Origin of the sequence: Streptomyces pactum, assembly GCF_002005225.1 — a bacterium.
GTDB classification, from domain to species: domain Bacteria; phylum Actinomycetota; class Actinomycetes; order Streptomycetales; family Streptomycetaceae; genus Streptomyces; species Streptomyces pactum_A.
Genome location: NZ_CP019724.1, coordinates 6,028,827 through 6,045,075 on the forward strand (window position 1 = coordinate 6,028,827; position 16,249 = coordinate 6,045,075).

13 protein-coding genes and 1 other RNA gene are annotated in these 16,249 nt (G+C 74.7%); 7 read left to right on the top strand and 7 right to left on the bottom strand.

What is annotated here, in order from left to right; genetic code table 11:
- Positions 1–182 precede the first annotated feature (182 nt).
- Complete coding sequence (locus tag B1H29_RS25790; RefSeq protein ID WP_055417710.1) at positions 183–1,625, top strand: MFS transporter; 1,443 nt, start codon at positions 183–185, stop codon at positions 1,623–1,625.
- Positions 1,626–1,751: 126 nt separating this feature from the next.
- Here B1H29_RS25790 and B1H29_RS25795 read toward each other — a convergent pair whose 3' ends face one another.
- From B1H29_RS25795 to B1H29_RS25810, 4 genes are all read right to left on the bottom strand, one after another.
- Positions 1,752–2,384, bottom strand: a complete 633-nt coding sequence (locus tag B1H29_RS25795; protein ID WP_055416669.1) for a response regulator transcription factor — start codon at positions 2,382–2,384, stop codon at positions 1,752–1,754.
- Between the two features lie 191 nt (positions 2,385–2,575).
- On the bottom strand, positions 2,576–3,790 hold the full coding sequence (locus B1H29_RS25800; RefSeq protein ID WP_055416668.1) for a sensor histidine kinase: 1,215 nt from the start codon (positions 3,788–3,790) through the stop codon (positions 2,576–2,578).
- 43 nt (positions 3,791–3,833) lie between these two features.
- Positions 3,834–4,553, bottom strand: coding sequence for an ABC transporter permease (locus B1H29_RS25805; protein WP_055416667.1), 720 nt, complete (start codon positions 4,551–4,553; stop codon positions 3,834–3,836).
- Between the two features lie 23 nt (positions 4,554–4,576).
- Positions 4,577–5,605, bottom strand: coding sequence for an ABC transporter ATP-binding protein (locus tag B1H29_RS25810; protein WP_079160461.1), 1,029 nt, complete (start codon positions 5,603–5,605; stop codon positions 4,577–4,579).
- A gap of 131 nt (positions 5,606–5,736) precedes the next feature.
- Here B1H29_RS25810 and B1H29_RS25815 point away from each other — a divergent pair, with 131 nt between their 5' ends.
- The gene (locus tag B1H29_RS25815; RefSeq protein ID WP_055416666.1) at positions 5,737–6,738 is read left to right on the top strand and encodes a MaoC/PaaZ C-terminal domain-containing protein; all 1,002 of its coding nucleotides are present in this window, start codon (positions 5,737–5,739) and stop codon (positions 6,736–6,738) included.
- A gap of 379 nt (positions 6,739–7,117) precedes the next feature.
- On the opposite strand, the gene B1H29_RS25825 is transcribed toward B1H29_RS25815, so the two are convergent.
- Positions 7,118–8,347 (bottom strand): hypothetical protein, encoded by a 1,230-nt coding sequence (locus tag B1H29_RS25825; RefSeq protein ID WP_055416665.1) that lies wholly within the window; start codon positions 8,345–8,347, stop codon positions 7,118–7,120.
- Between the two features lie 197 nt (positions 8,348–8,544).
- Here B1H29_RS25825 and B1H29_RS25830 point away from each other — a divergent pair, with 197 nt between their 5' ends.
- The 3 genes from B1H29_RS25830 to B1H29_RS25840 are packed head-to-tail and all read left to right on the top strand — an operon-like array spanning position 8,545 to position 11,691.
- On the top strand, positions 8,545–9,411 hold the full coding sequence (locus B1H29_RS25830; RefSeq protein ID WP_055416664.1) for a Nif3-like dinuclear metal center hexameric protein: 867 nt from the start codon (positions 8,545–8,547) through the stop codon (positions 9,409–9,411).
- Positions 9,408–10,151: a zinc ribbon domain-containing protein gene (locus B1H29_RS25835; RefSeq protein ID WP_055417708.1), complete on the top strand. Its 744-nt coding sequence runs from the start codon at positions 9,408–9,410 to the stop codon at positions 10,149–10,151. The genes B1H29_RS25830 and B1H29_RS25835 overlap by 4 nt, the downstream gene beginning before the upstream one ends.
- 10 nt (positions 10,152–10,161) lie before the next feature.
- The gene (locus B1H29_RS25840) at positions 10,162–11,691 is read left to right on the top strand and encodes a bifunctional RNase H/acid phosphatase (protein WP_055416663.1); all 1,530 of its coding nucleotides are present in this window, start codon (positions 10,162–10,164) and stop codon (positions 11,689–11,691) included.
- Here the strand turns inward: B1H29_RS25840 and eda are convergent.
- Positions 11,666–12,343, bottom strand: a complete 678-nt coding sequence (gene eda, locus B1H29_RS25845) for a bifunctional 4-hydroxy-2-oxoglutarate aldolase/2-dehydro-3-deoxy-phosphogluconate aldolase (protein WP_055416662.1) — start codon at positions 12,341–12,343, stop codon at positions 11,666–11,668. The genes B1H29_RS25840 and eda overlap by 26 nt on opposite strands.
- A gap of 75 nt (positions 12,344–12,418) precedes the next feature.
- Positions 12,419–13,201, bottom strand: a complete 783-nt coding sequence (gene yaaA / locus B1H29_RS25850; RefSeq protein ID WP_055416661.1) for a peroxide stress protein YaaA — start codon at positions 13,199–13,201, stop codon at positions 12,419–12,421.
- 253 nt (positions 13,202–13,454) lie between these two features.
- On the opposite strand from yaaA, the gene rnpB reads away from it, so the two are divergent.
- Positions 13,455–13,868, top strand: an RNA gene (gene rnpB / locus B1H29_RS25855) — RNase P RNA component class A.
- Between the two features lie 466 nt (positions 13,869–14,334).
- On the top strand, positions 14,335–16,170 hold the full coding sequence (locus B1H29_RS25860) for an ATP-binding protein (protein WP_055416660.1): 1,836 nt from the start codon (positions 14,335–14,337) through the stop codon (positions 16,168–16,170).
- The last annotated feature ends 79 nt before the right edge of the window (positions 16,171–16,249 follow it).

Consider the following 16,249-nt stretch of genomic DNA (forward strand, 5'->3'; position numbering starts at 1 on the left):
CGGTGCGTGATCGAGGTGTGTGCAGTGCGAACCTCGTGCCCCGGGGCAACTATTCCGTTGCTTCGAGTCCCTAACTATTTCTTGACCTTCTCTTGGCCGGGCGGCTACGTCCGCGGACCTACGACGGTCCGGGGACCAAATGCCGATGCAAGGGGCGCACCCGGCTTGAGACCATGACACTCATGCTCGAAGCCGCCGGTACTGCCACCGCCCCTATATCCCCCCGCCGCACGCCGCCCACCTGGCTGGTCGTGGCGCTCGCATGCGCCGGACAGTTCCTGGTCGTGCTCGACGTGTCCGTCGTCAACGTCGCCCTGCCGTCGATGCGGGCCGACCTCGCACTGAGCGCGCAGGGACTCCAGTGGGTGGTCAACGCCTACGCCATCGCCTTCGCCGGCTTCATGCTGCTCGGCGGACGGGCCGGCGACCTGTACGGGCGCAAGCGGATGTTCCTGGTCGGGCTCGGACTGTTCACACTGGCCTCGCTGGGCGGCGGGCTCGCCCAGGAGAGCTGGCAACTGCTGGCCGCGCGGGCCGTGCAGGGGCTGGGGGCGGCGGTGCTCGCCCCCTCGACGCTGACCATCCTGACCGCGGCGGTGCCGGAGGGCGCGGCGCGGGCCCGGGCGATCGCCACCTGGACCGCCGTGGGCGCGGGCGGCGGCGCCGCGGGCGGCCTGGTGGGCGGCGTCCTGGTGGACGGGCTGTCGTGGCGCTGGGTGCTGCTGATCAACGTGCCGGTGGGCGCGGTGGTGCTGGCCGGTGCCCTGCGGTGGCTGACCGAGAGCCGGGCGGGGGAACGACGGCGCCTCGACCTGCCGGGCGCGCTCCTGGTCACCGCCGGTCTGGCCGTCCTGGCCTACGGCATCTCGCAGACCGAGTCCGAGGGGTGGACGGCGGCCGCCACGCTGGTGCCGCTGCTCGCCGGGCTCGGGCTGCTCGCGCTGTTCCTCCTCGTCGAGGCCCGGACGGCGGCGCCGCTGATGCCGCTCGGGCTGCTGCGGCTGCGGTCGGTGGCGTCGGCGAACGTGGCGATGCTGGTGTCCGGCTCGTCGATGTTCGCGATGTGGTTCTTCATGACGCTCTACGCGCAGAACGTACTGGGCTACACCCCGCTGGAGGCCGGTCTCGCCCTGGTGCCCAGCTCACTGGCGGTGGTCCTCGGGTCGAAGGCGGCGCCGCGGTTCATGCCGGTGATCGGGGCCCGGAACGTGGCCGTGCTGGGCACGCTCGTGGCGGCGGTCGGCTTCGGCTGGCAGTCCACGATGACCGCGGACGGCGGGTACCTGACCGCGATCATGATCCCCGGGATCCTGATGATGCTGGGCGCGGGTCTGGCGGCGACTCCGCTGGCGTCGCTGGCCATCTCCGGCGGGGCGGCCGGGGACGCCGGGCTGGTCTCGGGGCTGATCAACACCTCCCGGACGATGGGCGGTTCGCTGGGACTCGCCGTGATGTCGACGATCGCGGCGGCCCGGGCCGGGGGAGAGGACGCCGGGCCCGAGGAACTGACGGACGGGTACGCGCTGGTGTTCCGTACGGCGACGGTGGTGCTGGTCGCCGGGGCGGTGCTGATGCGGGTGTGGCTGCCGGCGGGGGAACGAGCCGGGCGCCGGCCGCGGGAATGACCGCGCCCGATCCACCCCGCGCGCACCGGCTCGCACCACCCGCCCGGCTCAGAGCCCCCCGCGCGCACCGGCTCGCACCCGCCCGGCTCAGAGCCCTCCGCGCGCACCGGCTCGCACCCGCCCGGCTCAGAGCCAGCCCTGGCGCCGGGCCTCGCGGAGCGCCTCGGTGCGGTTGCGGGTGGTGGTCTTGCCGATGGCCGCGGAGAGATAGTTGCGGACCGTGGACTCGGAGAGGTGCAGGGCCGCGGCGATGTCGGCGACGGTCGCGCCGTCCGCCGACGCCCTGAGGACGTCGCACTCACGTGCGGTGAGCGGGCTGGGGCCCGCACTGAGCGCGGCGGCGGCGAGCGCGGGGTCGACGACCGTCTCTCCGTCCAGCACCCGGCGGATCGTGCCGGCCAGCTCCTCCACGGGGCCGTCCTTCACCAGGAAACCGGCGGCGCCGGCCTCCATGGCCCGCCGGAGGTACCCGGGACGGCCGAAGGTGGTCAGGATCAGCACCCGGCAGTCCGGCGTCCGCTCACGCAGCTCGACGGCGGCGTCCAGACCGCTCCGGCCCGGCAGTTCGATGTCGAGGAGGGCGACGTCCGGGCGATGGGTGAGCGCGGCGGCGACGATCTCGTCCCCGGCCGCCACCTGCGCGACCACCTCGATGTCGTCCTCCATCCCGAGCAGCAGCGCGAGCGCGCCGCGCATCATGCCCTGGTCCTCGGCGAGCAGGACGCGGATGAGGCGGGGGCGGGCGGTCTCGTCGGTCACGGCGGAAAGGTTAGGGCCTCAGGTCTGCCCGGGGGGTGCTCCCGCGCCACTGCCTCCCCCACCACCCCCGCCGTCGTCTCCTACGCCCTCCACCGTCCTCCCCCACCACCCCCCGCCGTCGTCTCCCACGCCCTCCACCGTCCTCCCCCACCACCCCCGCCGTCGTCTCCCACGCCCTCCACCGCCCTCTCCTACGCCCCCGCCGCCGTTTCGTCCGCCCCCACCGTCGTCCCCTCCGCCCCCACCGGCAGCTCCGCGGTCACCGCGAAGCCGCCCTGCGGGTCCGCCCCCGCGGTCAGGGAGCCGCCGGCCGCGGCCAGTCGCTCCGTCAGACCGGTCAGGCCCGTGCCCGGGCCCTGGGCGGGGCCGTCGCCGCCCGTGCCGTTGTCCGTGACCGTGAGCCGGACGCGTTCCGCGCTGCCCGACACCGCGATCTCGCACCGGCTCGCCCCGCTGTGCCGTACGACGTTGGTGACCGCCTCCCGCACCACCCATCCCAGCAGCGCCTCGGTCTGCGCGGGCAGCGGCGGACCGGAGAGGTGGACCACCGGTTCCACGTCCGCCGCGGTCAGTGCCGAACGGGCCCGGTCCAGCTCGGTGCCGAGGCTGCCCTCGCGGTAGCCGGTGACCGCCTCGCGGACCTCGGTCAGTGCCTGGCGGCCCACCGCCTCGATGTCGGTGATCTGGGTCAGGGCCGCGTCCAGGTCGCGGGGGGCCAGCCGCCTGGCCGCCTCCGACTTGACCACGATCACGGACAGGGTGTGCCCGAGCAGGTCGTGCAGGTCGCGGGAGAAGCGCAGCCGCTCCTCCGCGACCGCGCGGGTGGCGAGTTCCTCGCGGGCGGCACGCAGTTGCCGTACGGCGTCGGACAGGCTGAGGATCGCGGCCGTCACCATCGTCGACAGGAACGTCCCGTAGGCGATGCTCAGACCGCCCCAGCCGTCCTGGAAGCCGGCCACGGCGCCCGCGAGCACCGCCAGCGACCAGCCCCACCGGCCCAGCCACCGGCCGCGCAGCGCCGCACCCGCGGCCAGTCCGAGCAGCGGGAAGAACAGCAGCCAGTTGCCCCCGAACGCCAGGGACAGTCCGCACGTCACCAGGGTCATGACGACGAGGGCCAGGCGGGTGGACGGGGACTCGCGGCTCTTCTCGTGGAAGGAGCGGACGGCCACGTAGATGTAGAGCGAGTTGAAGACGAGCAGGCCGAGGACGCCGATCCAGGGGTTCGAGGTCCGGCCCTGGAAGAGGTGCGCGAGGCTGCCCAGGCCCATCAGCAGCCAGGGCAGGAACCTCAAGCCGGTGGGCGGCGGCTCGATCGGCTCCGGCCGCTCGCAGGCTTCGGACGGCGCGGACGTTCGTGCCGGTTGCCGTGAGAGCCTGTGCAGCCGCCCCAGGGTCCGGGTCATTGGCCGTCGGTTCCCTTCCACTTCCGTTGTCCGTCCGTCTCGCTCAGTTGTTTCCCGCGCTGCGGCGGTAGGCCAGGACGGCGTACGCCCCGAACGCCAGCAACCACGCCGTCAGCACGAGGATCGCGCCCGGGGGCGGGGTGTGCCCCGTGGCGACCGACGTGCCCAGCTCGGCGAAACGGTTGGTCGGGGTGTACGCCGACACCGTGCGCAGCCACTCCGGGAACAGCGCCAGCGGGAACCACAGGCCGCCGAGGACCGACAGGCCCAGGTTGGCCACCATGTTCGCCACGCCCGTGGTCTGCCCGGTCAGTCGGTAACCGTTGCCCAGACCGAGCAGGGTGAAGGGCACCGATCCCAGCCAGAGCAGCAGCGCCAGCGCCGCCCACTGCCAGGCCTCCAGTCGTACGCCGTTGACCAGACCGCCCGCGGCGAGTACGGCCGCGATCGCCGGGAGCACGGTGACCGAGGCGGTCAGTGCGCGGCCCACCACCACCTGGTGCGGCCGCATCGGAGTCACCCTGAGCTGCCGCAGCCAGCCGATCGCCCGGTCCTCGGCGACGCCGCCGCCGGTGTTGAGGGCCGAGCCGACCGCGCCGTAGGCGGCCATGCCGATCATCGAGCCGGTCTTCCAGTCGCCGATGTCGCCGCCTCCGAGGTTGGTGAAGAGGAGGTACATGAGGACGGGCATGGCGATGCCGCCGATGACGAAGCCGGGATCGCGCAGCGTGCGGCGGGTCTCCAGCAGCAGATAGTCCCTCATCGCACCCCTCATCGCACCCCTCATCACACGGTCTCCTTCTTCGCAGGCGTCTTCGCAAGCGTCTCTACCGGTGTCTCCACCGGTGTCTCCCCAGGCGCCGTCTTTGCCGCCGGCGTCGTCAGGGCGAGGAACGCGTCGTCCAGGGACGCCGGGGCGACCTCCAGGCCCCGGATCGCGCCGAGTTCCGCGAGAGCGACGACGGTGGCGTCGGAGTCCTCGGTGCGCAGCAGCGCGCGGTCTCCCCGTATCTCCAGCGCGCGCACGCCGGGCAGCAGCGCCAGGTCCCCGACGGGCCGGCCGGCCAGGTCGAAGGAGACGCGGCTGCCGCCCGCCGCCCGGCGCAGTTCGTCACCCGTGCCGTCCGCGACGATCCGCCCCCGGTCGACGACCAGGATCCGGTCGGCGTGCGCCTCGGCCTCCTCCAGGTAGTGGGTGGAGAAGAGGACCGTGCTGCCGCGCCGGGCGTACGTCCGCATCGACTCCCAGAAGGTGCGCCGGGCCTCCACGTCCAGAGCCGCCGTGGGTTCGTCCAGGACGAGCAGGGCGGGGTTGCCGGCCAGCGCGACCGCGAACCGGACGCGCTGGGTCTGCCCGCCGGACAGCCGGTCCACGCGCCGCCGGGCCAGCTCCGCGATCCCGGCCAGTTCCAGGGCCTGCCCGACGGTCATCGGCGCCGGATAGCGTCCCGCCACGAAGGCGACCAGCTCGCCCACGGTGACCCGGGGGACCGCCCGTGCGTCCTGGAGCATGGCCCCGACCCGGCCCGCCCGTACGGCCTGCTCGGGCGGCCCGCCGAACAGCTCCACGGTGCCCTCGTCGGGCGGGCAGAGGCCGAGCAGCAGCGCGATCGCCGTCGACTTGCCCGCGCCGTTGCGTCCCAGCAGCGCGACCGTCTCGCCGCGCGCGATCCGCAGGTCCACGCCGTCGACGGCGCGTACGTCGCCGTAGACCTTGGTCGCTCCGGCGAGGGAGACGGCGGGAGCGGCGGGAGTGGCGGGGGCGATGGGGTGTGTGGGGTGGGCGGGGGGCGTGGCCGGTGCGTTCGGTGGCATACGGGCGACGTTACGGAGCGGGCGGGGGTGGGCGGCAGGTGCGGTTGTCCGGAGGTTGGCGGGACAAATGTCACGGGCGGGCGGCGTCCCGTACGGTCGTGGCCGTCCGTGACGGTGCTACCGGGAGAGCCATGCCCATCAACGCAGCCGAGGCGCTCGCCGCCGCTCCCCGCGTCCGCGAGATCGCCTGGGACCACAGGGACGTCCTGCTCTACCACCTCGGCATCGGCGCCGGCCTGCCCGCCACCGATCCCCGCGAGCTGCGCTACACCCTCGAGTCCCGGCTGCACGTCCTGCCGAGCTTCGCGACGGTCGCGGGCGGTGGCCCGCCCGGCGTCATCGGCGCCCTGTCCGTGCCCGGCGTCGACGTCGACCTCGCCCACGTCCTGCACGGCGGGCAGTGCCTGCGCCCGTACCGGCCCGTTCCGGTGCGGGGCCGGGCGCGCGCCGCCTCGCGCATCGTCGCCGCGTACGACAAGGGCACGGCGGCCGTCCTCGTCCTGCGCACCGAGGTCACCGACGCGGACGGGCCGCTGTGGACCGACGAGGCCGAGATCTTCGTACGCGGGGAGGGCGGCTGGGGCGGAGAGCGGGGTCCGTCCGGGCGCCCGGCGCCGCCACCCGCCGCGGCACCGGACCATGTGGCCGAGCGGCCCGTACGTGAGGACCAGGCCCTGCTCCATCGGCTCTCCGGCGACTGGAACCCCCTGCACGCCGACCCGGAGTTCGCGGCGCGCGCCGGCTTCGACCGGCCCGTCCTGCACGGGCTGTGCACCTACGGCAGCACCCTCAAGTCGGTCGTCGACACGCTGCTGGACGGTGACGTGACCCGGGTGCGCGAGTACCGCACGCGGTTCGCCGGGGTCGTGTACCCGGGGGAGACCCTGCGGGTGCGCATGTGGCGGTCCGCGGTGCCGGACGGGGGCGGGCCGGTGCGGGACGGCGGTGGGCCGGTGCCGGACGACGGTGGCCTGGTGCGGGGCGGTGGGGACCCGGCGCGGGACGGCGAGGCGCCGGTGCCGGGCGACGGTGGCCCGGTGGGGGGCGGCGGTGGGGCGGTGCGGGTGGCCGTGAGCGCCGTCGAGAGGGGCGACGCCCCGGTCCTCGCCGACACCGTCGTCCGGTACGGGTGACGACACCGTCGTCCGGTACGGGAAACGACAACGGCCCCGTTCGCCGGAGTGGCGTACGGGGCCGGAGTCGCTTGCCTGCCTCCTACTTCGCGTGGCTCGCCACGTGACGTACCGTCAGGCCGCCGTTTCGGACACTTCGGCCGGCTTGCGGTGGCGGCCCCGTGGGGTCGCCGCGCCGTCCTGACTGGAGACCGGTCCTCGGTGCCGGCCGTGGCCGGTGTCGGTCTCGCGAACGTCGGCACCGTCGGCCTGCATCGGCTGGGTCGTGCTGGCGTCGTTCATCGGAAGGAATTCACCCCGTCAACATGATCTTTCCTACAGCCGGGCGAGTGTAACCGGCACACCTCGGCCCGAATCCAGGCGGCCACGCCAACCGGCACTACTTCGTTACAAGCCGTGCCAACGGGGCCTGTTGGAGGGGCACGGGGCGCCGCGGAGCGGGCGTCGCGGTGTCCGTTCCGCCGGGTTCGCCGGGCTCACCCGGAGCCGATTCCTCCGCATCCCACGCGGCCTCCGCCCGCCCACCGCTCGCCTCCGCCCGCCCACCGCTCGCGTCCCGCGCGGCCTCCGCCCGCACGCCGCTCGCGTCGGGCGCGGTCAGCCGAGCCACGCCGCACGGCAGCCGCGGGGTGGAGCACGGCAGACGCAGCTCCCCGTCCGCGGTCCACAGCCCGGCGCCCGTCAGCCACCCCTCCGGCGCGGGAAGGTGACGCACCTGCCGCTCGGCGGGCCGCCACACCCCGACCCAGCTCCCGAACGCGCCGTCCACGCGCAGCGCCACCGCGCAGCGCTCCGGCGTCAGCGCCTGGCCGGGCTGGATCGCGAACGGCGTCACGACGCAGTCCGGCAGCCGCAGGCACTCGGGGAAGCGCACCGGCAGCATGCTGCCCAGCACCCCCCAGCCGAGCCGGTCCTGCCCGGGCGAGGGCGCGTCCGAGCGGAGCAGCACCAGCCCGCTGTCCGGATCGGCCAGCAGTATCCGGTCGTCGCTGTCCGCGGCGATCTGCAGCAGCGGCGACACCTCGCCGTCCCGCTCCAGGTCCACCACGACCGCCTTGGTGCGCCCGCCGGTCTCCCGGTCCACGGCCAGTATCCGGCCCGTGCGGTCCAGCCATACCCCGCCCGAGCAGCGGCCGGGGATCTCGGCGACCCGCTCGGGCCCGAAGGCGCCGCCCGCGACCTGCCACAGCACCGTCGTGCGCGGGCCGACGGCGAGGGCGTACGCCCGCTCGCCGCCCGGGACCGGCGGCAGCAGCCGCAGCCCGGCCGAGTCCGCGGCGCACTCGACCGCACCGAGCGGCAGCTCGCCGGTGCCGGGCTCCGTCGGGTACAGCAGCGCGAAGACGTGCCGTCCGGCCGCGACGCGGTGGACCAGGACCCGCCCGTCGTCCATCGGCTGCACCTCCGTGCCGGGCTCCTCCGGCTGATGGCCGGGCAGCGGCACCGCGTACGGCTCGGGGCCGTCCAGGGTCCAGCGCTCCGGGTACCAGGAGTCTCCGCTCAGGGCGAGGCGGGCCGCGTAGGCGCCCTTCGCGGTGATGGTGCAGCCCGCCCGCGGTGGGCCGCCGTTCCCGGGGTTCGCCGAAGGCTCGATCGCACAGACTGTCATCGTTCGGTCACCTCCAGTGATGAAGCTAGTTTTCGTACGCACGGGCGGGGGGCCGGCCGCCGCACTCATCACACGTACGTGTGTCACAGGAACGATTCACCTGAGGGAACGGTGCGGTGTGTGCTGTGCCGGGGCGGGGCGGCGACGGGGGCCGCGGCGGGTACAACGGCACAGAACAGCCAGGTAGCCTTGCCCTTGTGCCCCGTCTGTCAGAAGTCATCGCCGCGCTGGAGAACCTGTGGCCCGCCGAGCGGGCCGAGTCCTGGGACGCCGTCGGCACCGTCGTGGGTGAGCCCGACCAGGAGGTCTCCCGGGTCCTGTTCGCCGTCGACCCGGTCCAGGAGATCGTCGACGAGGCGGTGAAGCTGGGCGCCGGCCTGCTGGTGACCCACCACCCGCTGTACCTGCGCGGGACGACGACGGTCGCGGCCTCCACCTTCAAGGGCCGCGTGGTGCACACGCTCATCAAGAACGACATCGCGCTGCACGTCGCCCACACCAACGCCGACACCGCCGACCCGGGCGTCTCCGACGCGCTGGCGGGCGCCCTCGACCTCCGCGTCGTGCGCCCCCTGGTGCCGGACCCCCACGACCCCGCGGGCCGCCGCGGCCTGGGCCGGGTCTGCGAACCGGAACACCCGCTGACCGTCCGCGAGCTCGCCGCCCGCGCCGCCGAGCGGCTGCCCGCCACCGCGCAGGGCATCCGCGTCGCCGGCGACCCGGAGGCGACCGTCCGCACGGTCGCCGTCAGCGGCGGCTCCGGCGACGGCCTCTTCGACCACGTACGGGCGGCCGGCGTCGACGCGTTCCTGACCGCGGACCTTCGCCACCACCCGGTGTCCGAGTTCTCCGCGGATCGCGCCCGCGGTCCCCTCGCGCTGCTCGACGCGGCGCACTGGGCCACCGAGTGGCCCTGGTGCGAGCTGGCCGCAGCCCAGCTCGACGAGATTTCCGACCGGCACGGCTGGGACCTCAGGGTCCACGTCTCCAAGACGGTCACCGACCCCTGGACCGCCCACGCGGCGTCCACCCCGACCTCCGACACAATGGGAGCCCCCAACTGAAAGCCGCGCCCGCCGACCAGATCCGACTCCTCGACGTCCAGGGCCTCGACGTGCGGCTCCAGCAGATCGCGCACAAGCGCAGGTCCCTGCCCGAGCACGCCGAGATCGAGTCGCTGACCAAGGACCTCACGCAGTTGCGCGACCTGCTCGTGGCCGCGCAGACCGAGGAGAGCGACTGCGCCCGCGAGCAGACCAAGGCCGAGCAGGACGTGGACCAGGTGCGCCAGCGCGCCACCCGCGACCAGCAGCGCCTGGACTCGGGCGCCGTCACCTCCCCGAAGGACCTGGAGAACCTCCAGCGCGAGATCGCCTCCCTCGCCAAGCGCCAGGGCGACCTCGAGGACGTCGTCCTGGAGGTGATGGAGCGCCGCGAGTCCGCGCAGGAGCGGGTCGCCGAGCTGACCGAGCGGGTCGGTTCCGTGCAGGGGAAGATCGACGACGCCGCCGGGCGCCGGGACGCGGCCGTGGAGGAGCTGGACGGCGAGGCGGCCTCGGTCACCAAGGAGCGCGAGGTCATCGTGGGCTCGGTCCCCGGCGATCTGCTGAAGCTCTACGACAAGCTGCGCGAGCAGCAGGGCGGCGTCGGCGCGGCCAAGCTGTACCAGCGCAGTTGCCAGGGGTGCCGCCAGGAGCTGGCGATCACCGAGCTGAGCGAGATCCGCTCGGCGGCGCCCGACACGGTCGTACGCTGCGAGAACTGCCGCCGCATCCTGGTGCGCACGGCCGACTCCGGGCTGTAGGGCCGGTTCGATGGCAGCTTCGGCGGGGGCCCCGGCGGGAGCTTCGGCGGCCGGGCGGGCACGGAGGTTCGTCGTCGAGGCCGACGGCGGGTCACGGGGCAACCCGGGGCCCGCGGGCTACGGGGCGGTGGTGCTGGACGCGGCGACGGGGCAGACCCTCGCCGAGGCCGCCGAGTACCTCGGGGTCGTCACGAACAACGTGGCCGAGTACCGGGGCCTGCTGGCCGGCCTGCGCGCGGCCAGGGAACTGGACCCGGACGCGACCGTCCACGTCCGCATGGACTCCAAGCTCGTCGTCGAGCAGATGTCGGGCCGCTGGAAGATCAAGCACCCGGACATGAAGCCGCTGGCGGCCGAGGCGGCGCGCGTCTTCCCTCCGGGGCGGGTGACGTACGAGTGGATCCCCCGCGCGAGCAACAAGCACGCCGACCGCCTGGCCAACGAGGCGATGGACGCGGGGGCGCGCGGCGAGCAGTGGTCGCCGTCCCGGTCGACGGCGGAACTGGACGCGGGGGGCGCCCGGGCTGCCGCTGCCACTGACGTGGGCGCGGAGGCCGCCGACGCCGCCGCCGCCGTCGAGCGTGGCGCGGGTGCGGGCGCAGATGTGGATGCAGGCGCGGGTCCGGGGGCGCGTGCCGGTTCCGGCGCGGATGCCGGCGCCGGGGCCGGTGCTGACGCGGGTGCCTCTGTGGGTGAGCGCGTCACCCGGGCGGCCCGGACCGACGCCGGGACGGCCACCGACGACACCGGCGCCTCCGCTGCCGACGCCTCCGCTGTCGGCCCCTCCGTTGCCGGCGCCTCCATTACCGGCGCCTCCGCTGCCGGCGCCTCCGCTGCCGGCGCCGAGGTCTCGGCCGTCGCCGACGTGCGGGCCGCCAGGACCGTCGCCTCCCCCGGCTGGGGACCGCCCGACATGGGCGCCCCCGCCACCTTCGTACTGCTCCGGCACGGGGAGACGCCCCTGACGCCGCAGAAGCGGTTCTCCGGGAGCGGCGGCAGCGATCCGTCCCTGTCGGCCGTCGGCCGGGAGCAGGCCGAGAGGGCCGCCGCGAGCCTGGCCCGGCGCGGCACGATCCAGGCGGTCGTCGCCTCGCCCCTGGCCCGCACCCGCGAGACCGCCGGCATCGTCGCCGCCCGCCTCGGCCTGCCGGTGACGGTCGAGGAGGGCCTGCGGGAGACCGACTTCGGGGCCTGGGAGGGACTGACCTTCGGCGAGGCGCGCGAGCGGTACCCCGACGACCTGGACGCCTGGCTGTCCTCCCCGGACGCGGAGCCGACCGGCGGCGGCGAGAGCTTCGCGGCGACCGGGGCGCGGGTCGCCGCCACCCGCGACCGACTGGTCGCGGCCTACGCGGGCCGCACGGTGCTGCTGGTCTCCCATGTGACGCCGATCAAGACGTTCGTACGGCTCGCCCTGGGCGCCCCGCCCGAGTCGCTGTTCCGCATGGAACTGTCGGCGGCGTCGCTGTCGGCGGTGGCGTACTACGCGGACGGCGGCGCCAGCGTGCGGCTGTTCAACGACACGTCCCACCTGCGCTGAGCCCTGCGGCCTCCCGGGCGAGCCGCTCCACGCGCTCCCAGTCCCGGCCGGCCACCGCGTCCTTCGGGATCATCCAACTGCCCCCGACGCAGCCGACGTTGGGCAGTGCCAGGTACTCCGGCGCCGAGGCCGGCCCGATGCCGCCGGTCGGGCAGAAGCGGGCCTGTGGCAGCGGGGCGGCGAGCGCCTTGAGGTAGGTGGTGCCGCCCGCGGCCTCGGCCGGGAAGAACTTCATCTCCCGCACCCCGCGCTCCAGCAGCGCCACCACCTCCGAGGTGGTCGACACCCCCGGCAGGAACGGCACCCCGGACCCCCGCATCGCCGCCAGCAGCACGTCGGTCCACCCGGGGCTCACCAGGAACCGCGCCCCGGCCCGCACGACGTCCTCCACCTGGCCCGGCGTGATGACCGTGCCCGCGCCGACGACCGCGCCCGGCACCTCACCGGCGATCGCGCGGATCGCGTCGACCGCGACCGGCGTCCGCAACGTCACCTCGATCGCGGGCAGCCCGCCGGCGACGAGCGCCCGGGCGAGCGGCACGGCGTCGCCGAGGTCGTCGACGACCACGACGGGAACGACGGGCGCGAGATCCAGCACCGACGGTGTCGACGGCGTCGAGGCGTGCGGGGAGGAGGGCAGCGGTGAGGTCATGACCTCATCGTGCCGTCGGCAAGCATTCTGTGCAATCGTCGTTGCGACCTGCGCAACGGGTGATGCGACGAGGGCTCAGTGGACCTCCGCCACCAGCACGTCCAGCGACCACGGCTTCCCGGCCCCGGCGGGCGCCTCCGCCTCCACCTCGTACCCCAGGTCCCGCAGCGCCTCCACCAGCTCCGCAGGCCCCTCGGGCGCGGTCCCGGACGCCAGCAGGCTCCGCACGATCCGCCCCTTGGTCGCCTTGTTGAAGTGGCTGACCACCTTCCGGGTCGGCGCGTGCAGCACCCGCACGGTCGCCGTCCGCCCGGCGACCTCCCCCTTCGGCCGCCACGCCGCCGCGTACGCCGACGAGCGCAGGTCCAGCACCAGCCGGTCCCCGGCCGCCTCGGGCAGCACCTCGGCCATCGGCGCCCGCCAGTAGGCGCCCAGCGCCCCGAGCCCGGGGAGCTTGACGCCCATCGAGCACCGGTAGGAGGGAATCCGGTCGGTCACCCGCACCGCGCCCCACAGCCCGGAGAACACCAGCAGCGAACGGGCGGCCCGCTTCCCGGCAGCCGGTTCCAGCGAGGCCAGGTCCAGGGCGTCGTACAGCACACCGGTGTAGATCTCCCCGGCCGGGCGGGCCCCCGCCGTCCGCAGCTCCGCGTTCTTGGCCACCTCGCCGCGCAGCCCCTCGCTCAGCCCGAGCACCTCGCGCGCCTTCTCCTCGTCGCCGGCGCACAGCTCGGCCAGCTCGCCGAGGACGGTCTCCCGGGCGGGGGTCAGCCCCGGCAGGGACAGCGACTCCGGCTTCAGCGGGGCGCCCCGGCCGGACGCGGCCTTCCCCTCGGACGGCGGCAGCAGGACAAGCACACGTACTCCTTCACTCCGAGCTCCTGGGCTCCTGGGCTCCTGGGCTCCTGGGCTCCTGGGCTCCAGGTCAGGGTACGGCGTGCCCCTCCCGCGCCCGCTCGACGGCCCGTACGAGACCGCCGGGGCCGTCGGCGTGGCAGCGCACGGCGCGGACCTCGCGCCCCCGCCCTATTCCCGAGGGGCTCGGCTCTGGCGACGGCGGGCGCGGGAGCGAGGCGGGGCGCACGCCCGGTACCATGGTCGATACGGCAGACGAGCCGGGCGGGCGGCCGCGTGGAGTCCCTTACGGGGCTTCCCGAGGAACGTCCGGGCTCCACAGGGCAGGGTGATGGCTAACGGCCACCCGGGGTGACCCGCGGGACAGTGCCACAGAAAGCAGACCGCCCGGCGCTTCGGCGTCGGGTAAGGGTGAAACGGTGGTGTAAGAGACCACCAGTGCCCAGGGCGACCTGGGCAGCTAGGTAAACCCCACCCGGAGCAAGGTCAAGAGGAGACGCCTTCTCGGAAGAGAGGGTGTCTCTGCGCGGACGTTCGAGGGCTGCCCGCCCGAGTCCGCGGGTAGACCGCTGGAGGCCGGTGGCAACGCCGGTCCTAGATGGATGGCCGTCGCCGGCGGGCCCGCGAGGACCCGCCGGAACAGAACCCGGCGTACAGCCCGACTCGTCTGCCGCTCCCCGCGGTCCGCTGTCACGAAATCTCCACGATCAGCGGCATTCCCACACCCGGGCGTCCCCGCCGTCACGAGGGCCGGAGCGCGAACAGGCTTCGCCGTGCGTATAGTTGGCCGAAAATCGACAGCTCGTGCGGATGAGGAAGCCGGTGCACCCCAAGCGGTCGAGGCGATCTGACGCCGCGTCAGTGCGGTTCCCGCCCGCGATCCCGCCCTCCGGCGGTTCCCGCTCGGCGTCGTCCCGGCTACCACAGCGGGACGTGCGAGCGACGGGTTCACGACGAACTCGGATTGCTGACGGACTATGCAACAAGCGGGGCCTTCTCGCACATCAGGGTGATTAGCATGAGCCCTACGTGGTCGGAAGATCGCCCTCCTGTTGGTTGACCTCTTTCCCGGCCCGCGGCTGCCGTTGTGCCGCCGCCCCTGATTCCCCTGCTCTCACGGACCGAGGGACCGCTCCATGCCAGTGCCTGCTTCGCCCAGCCAGCACCAACCGGTGGGGGCGCCGCGCACCTCGTTCGCCGTCCGGTCCGCCGTGCTGGTGACGAGCGCCGTCGCCGGCGGCGCGGCGGTCGCCCTGGCACCGTCCGGCGCCTCCACGTGGACCCTGGCCGTGGTGGTGGCCGCGTGGGTGTGCGTGGCCGTCACCGTCCTCGTCGACCACCGGCTCGTCCACGGGGCCCGCCGCGCGGCCGCCGAGCGGGAGTCGGAGAACAGCCGGCTCAAGGCGGAAGGGGCCCGGCTGTCGGCCGAGATCTCACACCTGGCCGGTGTGACGCTGCCGGCCGTGGCCCGGCGGCTGCGGGAGGGCGCGAGCGCGGCCGAGGTGCTGGGCAGCGTGCCACCGCCGTCCGACCCGCAACTGCGGCGGATCGCGCACACGTTCGCCGCCACCGTCGAGGAGGACGTGCGGCGGACGGCCGCCCTGGACGGCGAATACCGCACGATGCGCAACGAAGTGGACCAGGCGGCGGCCGAGTACGAGCACTTCGTGAAGGAGGCGCTGCCCGCCGCCGTCGCCCGGCTGCGCGACGGCCGGTCCGTCGGCACCGTGCTCGCCGAAGCCGACCTGCCCCGGCTGCCGGCGCTGCGTGTCCCGGCCGAATCCTTCATCCGCGAGCTGGCCCACAGTGAGCGGCGCGCCGCCGCGGCACAGGCCGCCTCCGCCAAGGCGCTCAGCCGCGTCCAGGCCAAGGCCGTGCGGATGCTCGCCGACCTGCGGGAGATGCAGGAGCGGCACGGCGAGGAGGTCTTCGGAGACCTGCTGAAGCTGGACCACAGCACCTCCCAACTCGGCCTGATGACCGACCGGCTGGCGCTGCTCATGGGCGGCCGGTCCAGCCGCGCCTGGAACAAGCCGATCGTGATGGAGAGCATCCTGCGCGGTGCCGCCGGCCGCATCGCCGCCTACCAGCGGGTGCGCCTGCACTGCTCCACCCGCGCCGCGGTCTCCGGCTTCGCCGCCGAGGGCGTGATGCACCTGCTCGCCGAGCTGATGGACAACGCCGCGAACTTCTCCCCGCCCATCGACGAGGTGCACGTCTACGTCGAGGACCGCAGCGCCGGCATCGTCGTCACCATCGAGGACAGCGGCCTGAAGATGGCCGACGCGGCGATGCGCCGCGCCGAGGAGGCCGTGACCGGCCGCGTCACCGACCTCGCGTCACTTCAGGGCACCCGGCTCGGCCTGGCCGTGGTGGGGCGGCTCGCGGCGAAGTACGGCATCAGCGTCAACTACCGCCCCTCCTCCCGCGGCGGCACCGGCGTCGTCGTCCTGCTGCCCCTGGACCTGCTCGCCCAGCAGCGCGACACGGTCCCGCACGAGACGGCCCCCCGGTCCGACGCGATGCCCGCCGCGCTCGCACCCGCCCCGGCCCCGCTGCCCGACACCACCGCCCGCCCCGCGGCCGCGGCGCTGCCCCCGGCCCCCGGGGACCCCGCCGCACGGCCCGGACCGCCCGACGACACCGTCCGCCCCGCGGCCGCGGCGCTGCCCCCGGCCACCGCGCACCCCGCGCGGCCCGAAGGGCCCGACCACGGACGGCACCGGCGGCCCGACGGCACCACGCCGAACGGTCTGCCGGTCCGGGCCCCCGGCCGCACCATGGCCGAGGCGGAGCGCGATCGCGAACAGCGTCAGTCGGCGTCCGGGCAGGCCGGTGACGCACCGGCGACGCGGCGCCAGGCACGCGACGCGGGTTCGCGGTTCGGCGCCTTCCACCGCGCACGGCAGTCCGGGGACGGCACCACCGGACCGGGTGCCCGGCCCGGGTCACAGCCGCCCGCGGCTCCGTAGTCCCACCCCTTCCCGTACGGGGCGGGTCCCCTCTCCCCGTACGGCGTGGGCCCCCTCGCCCCGTACGGCGTCCGGGGCG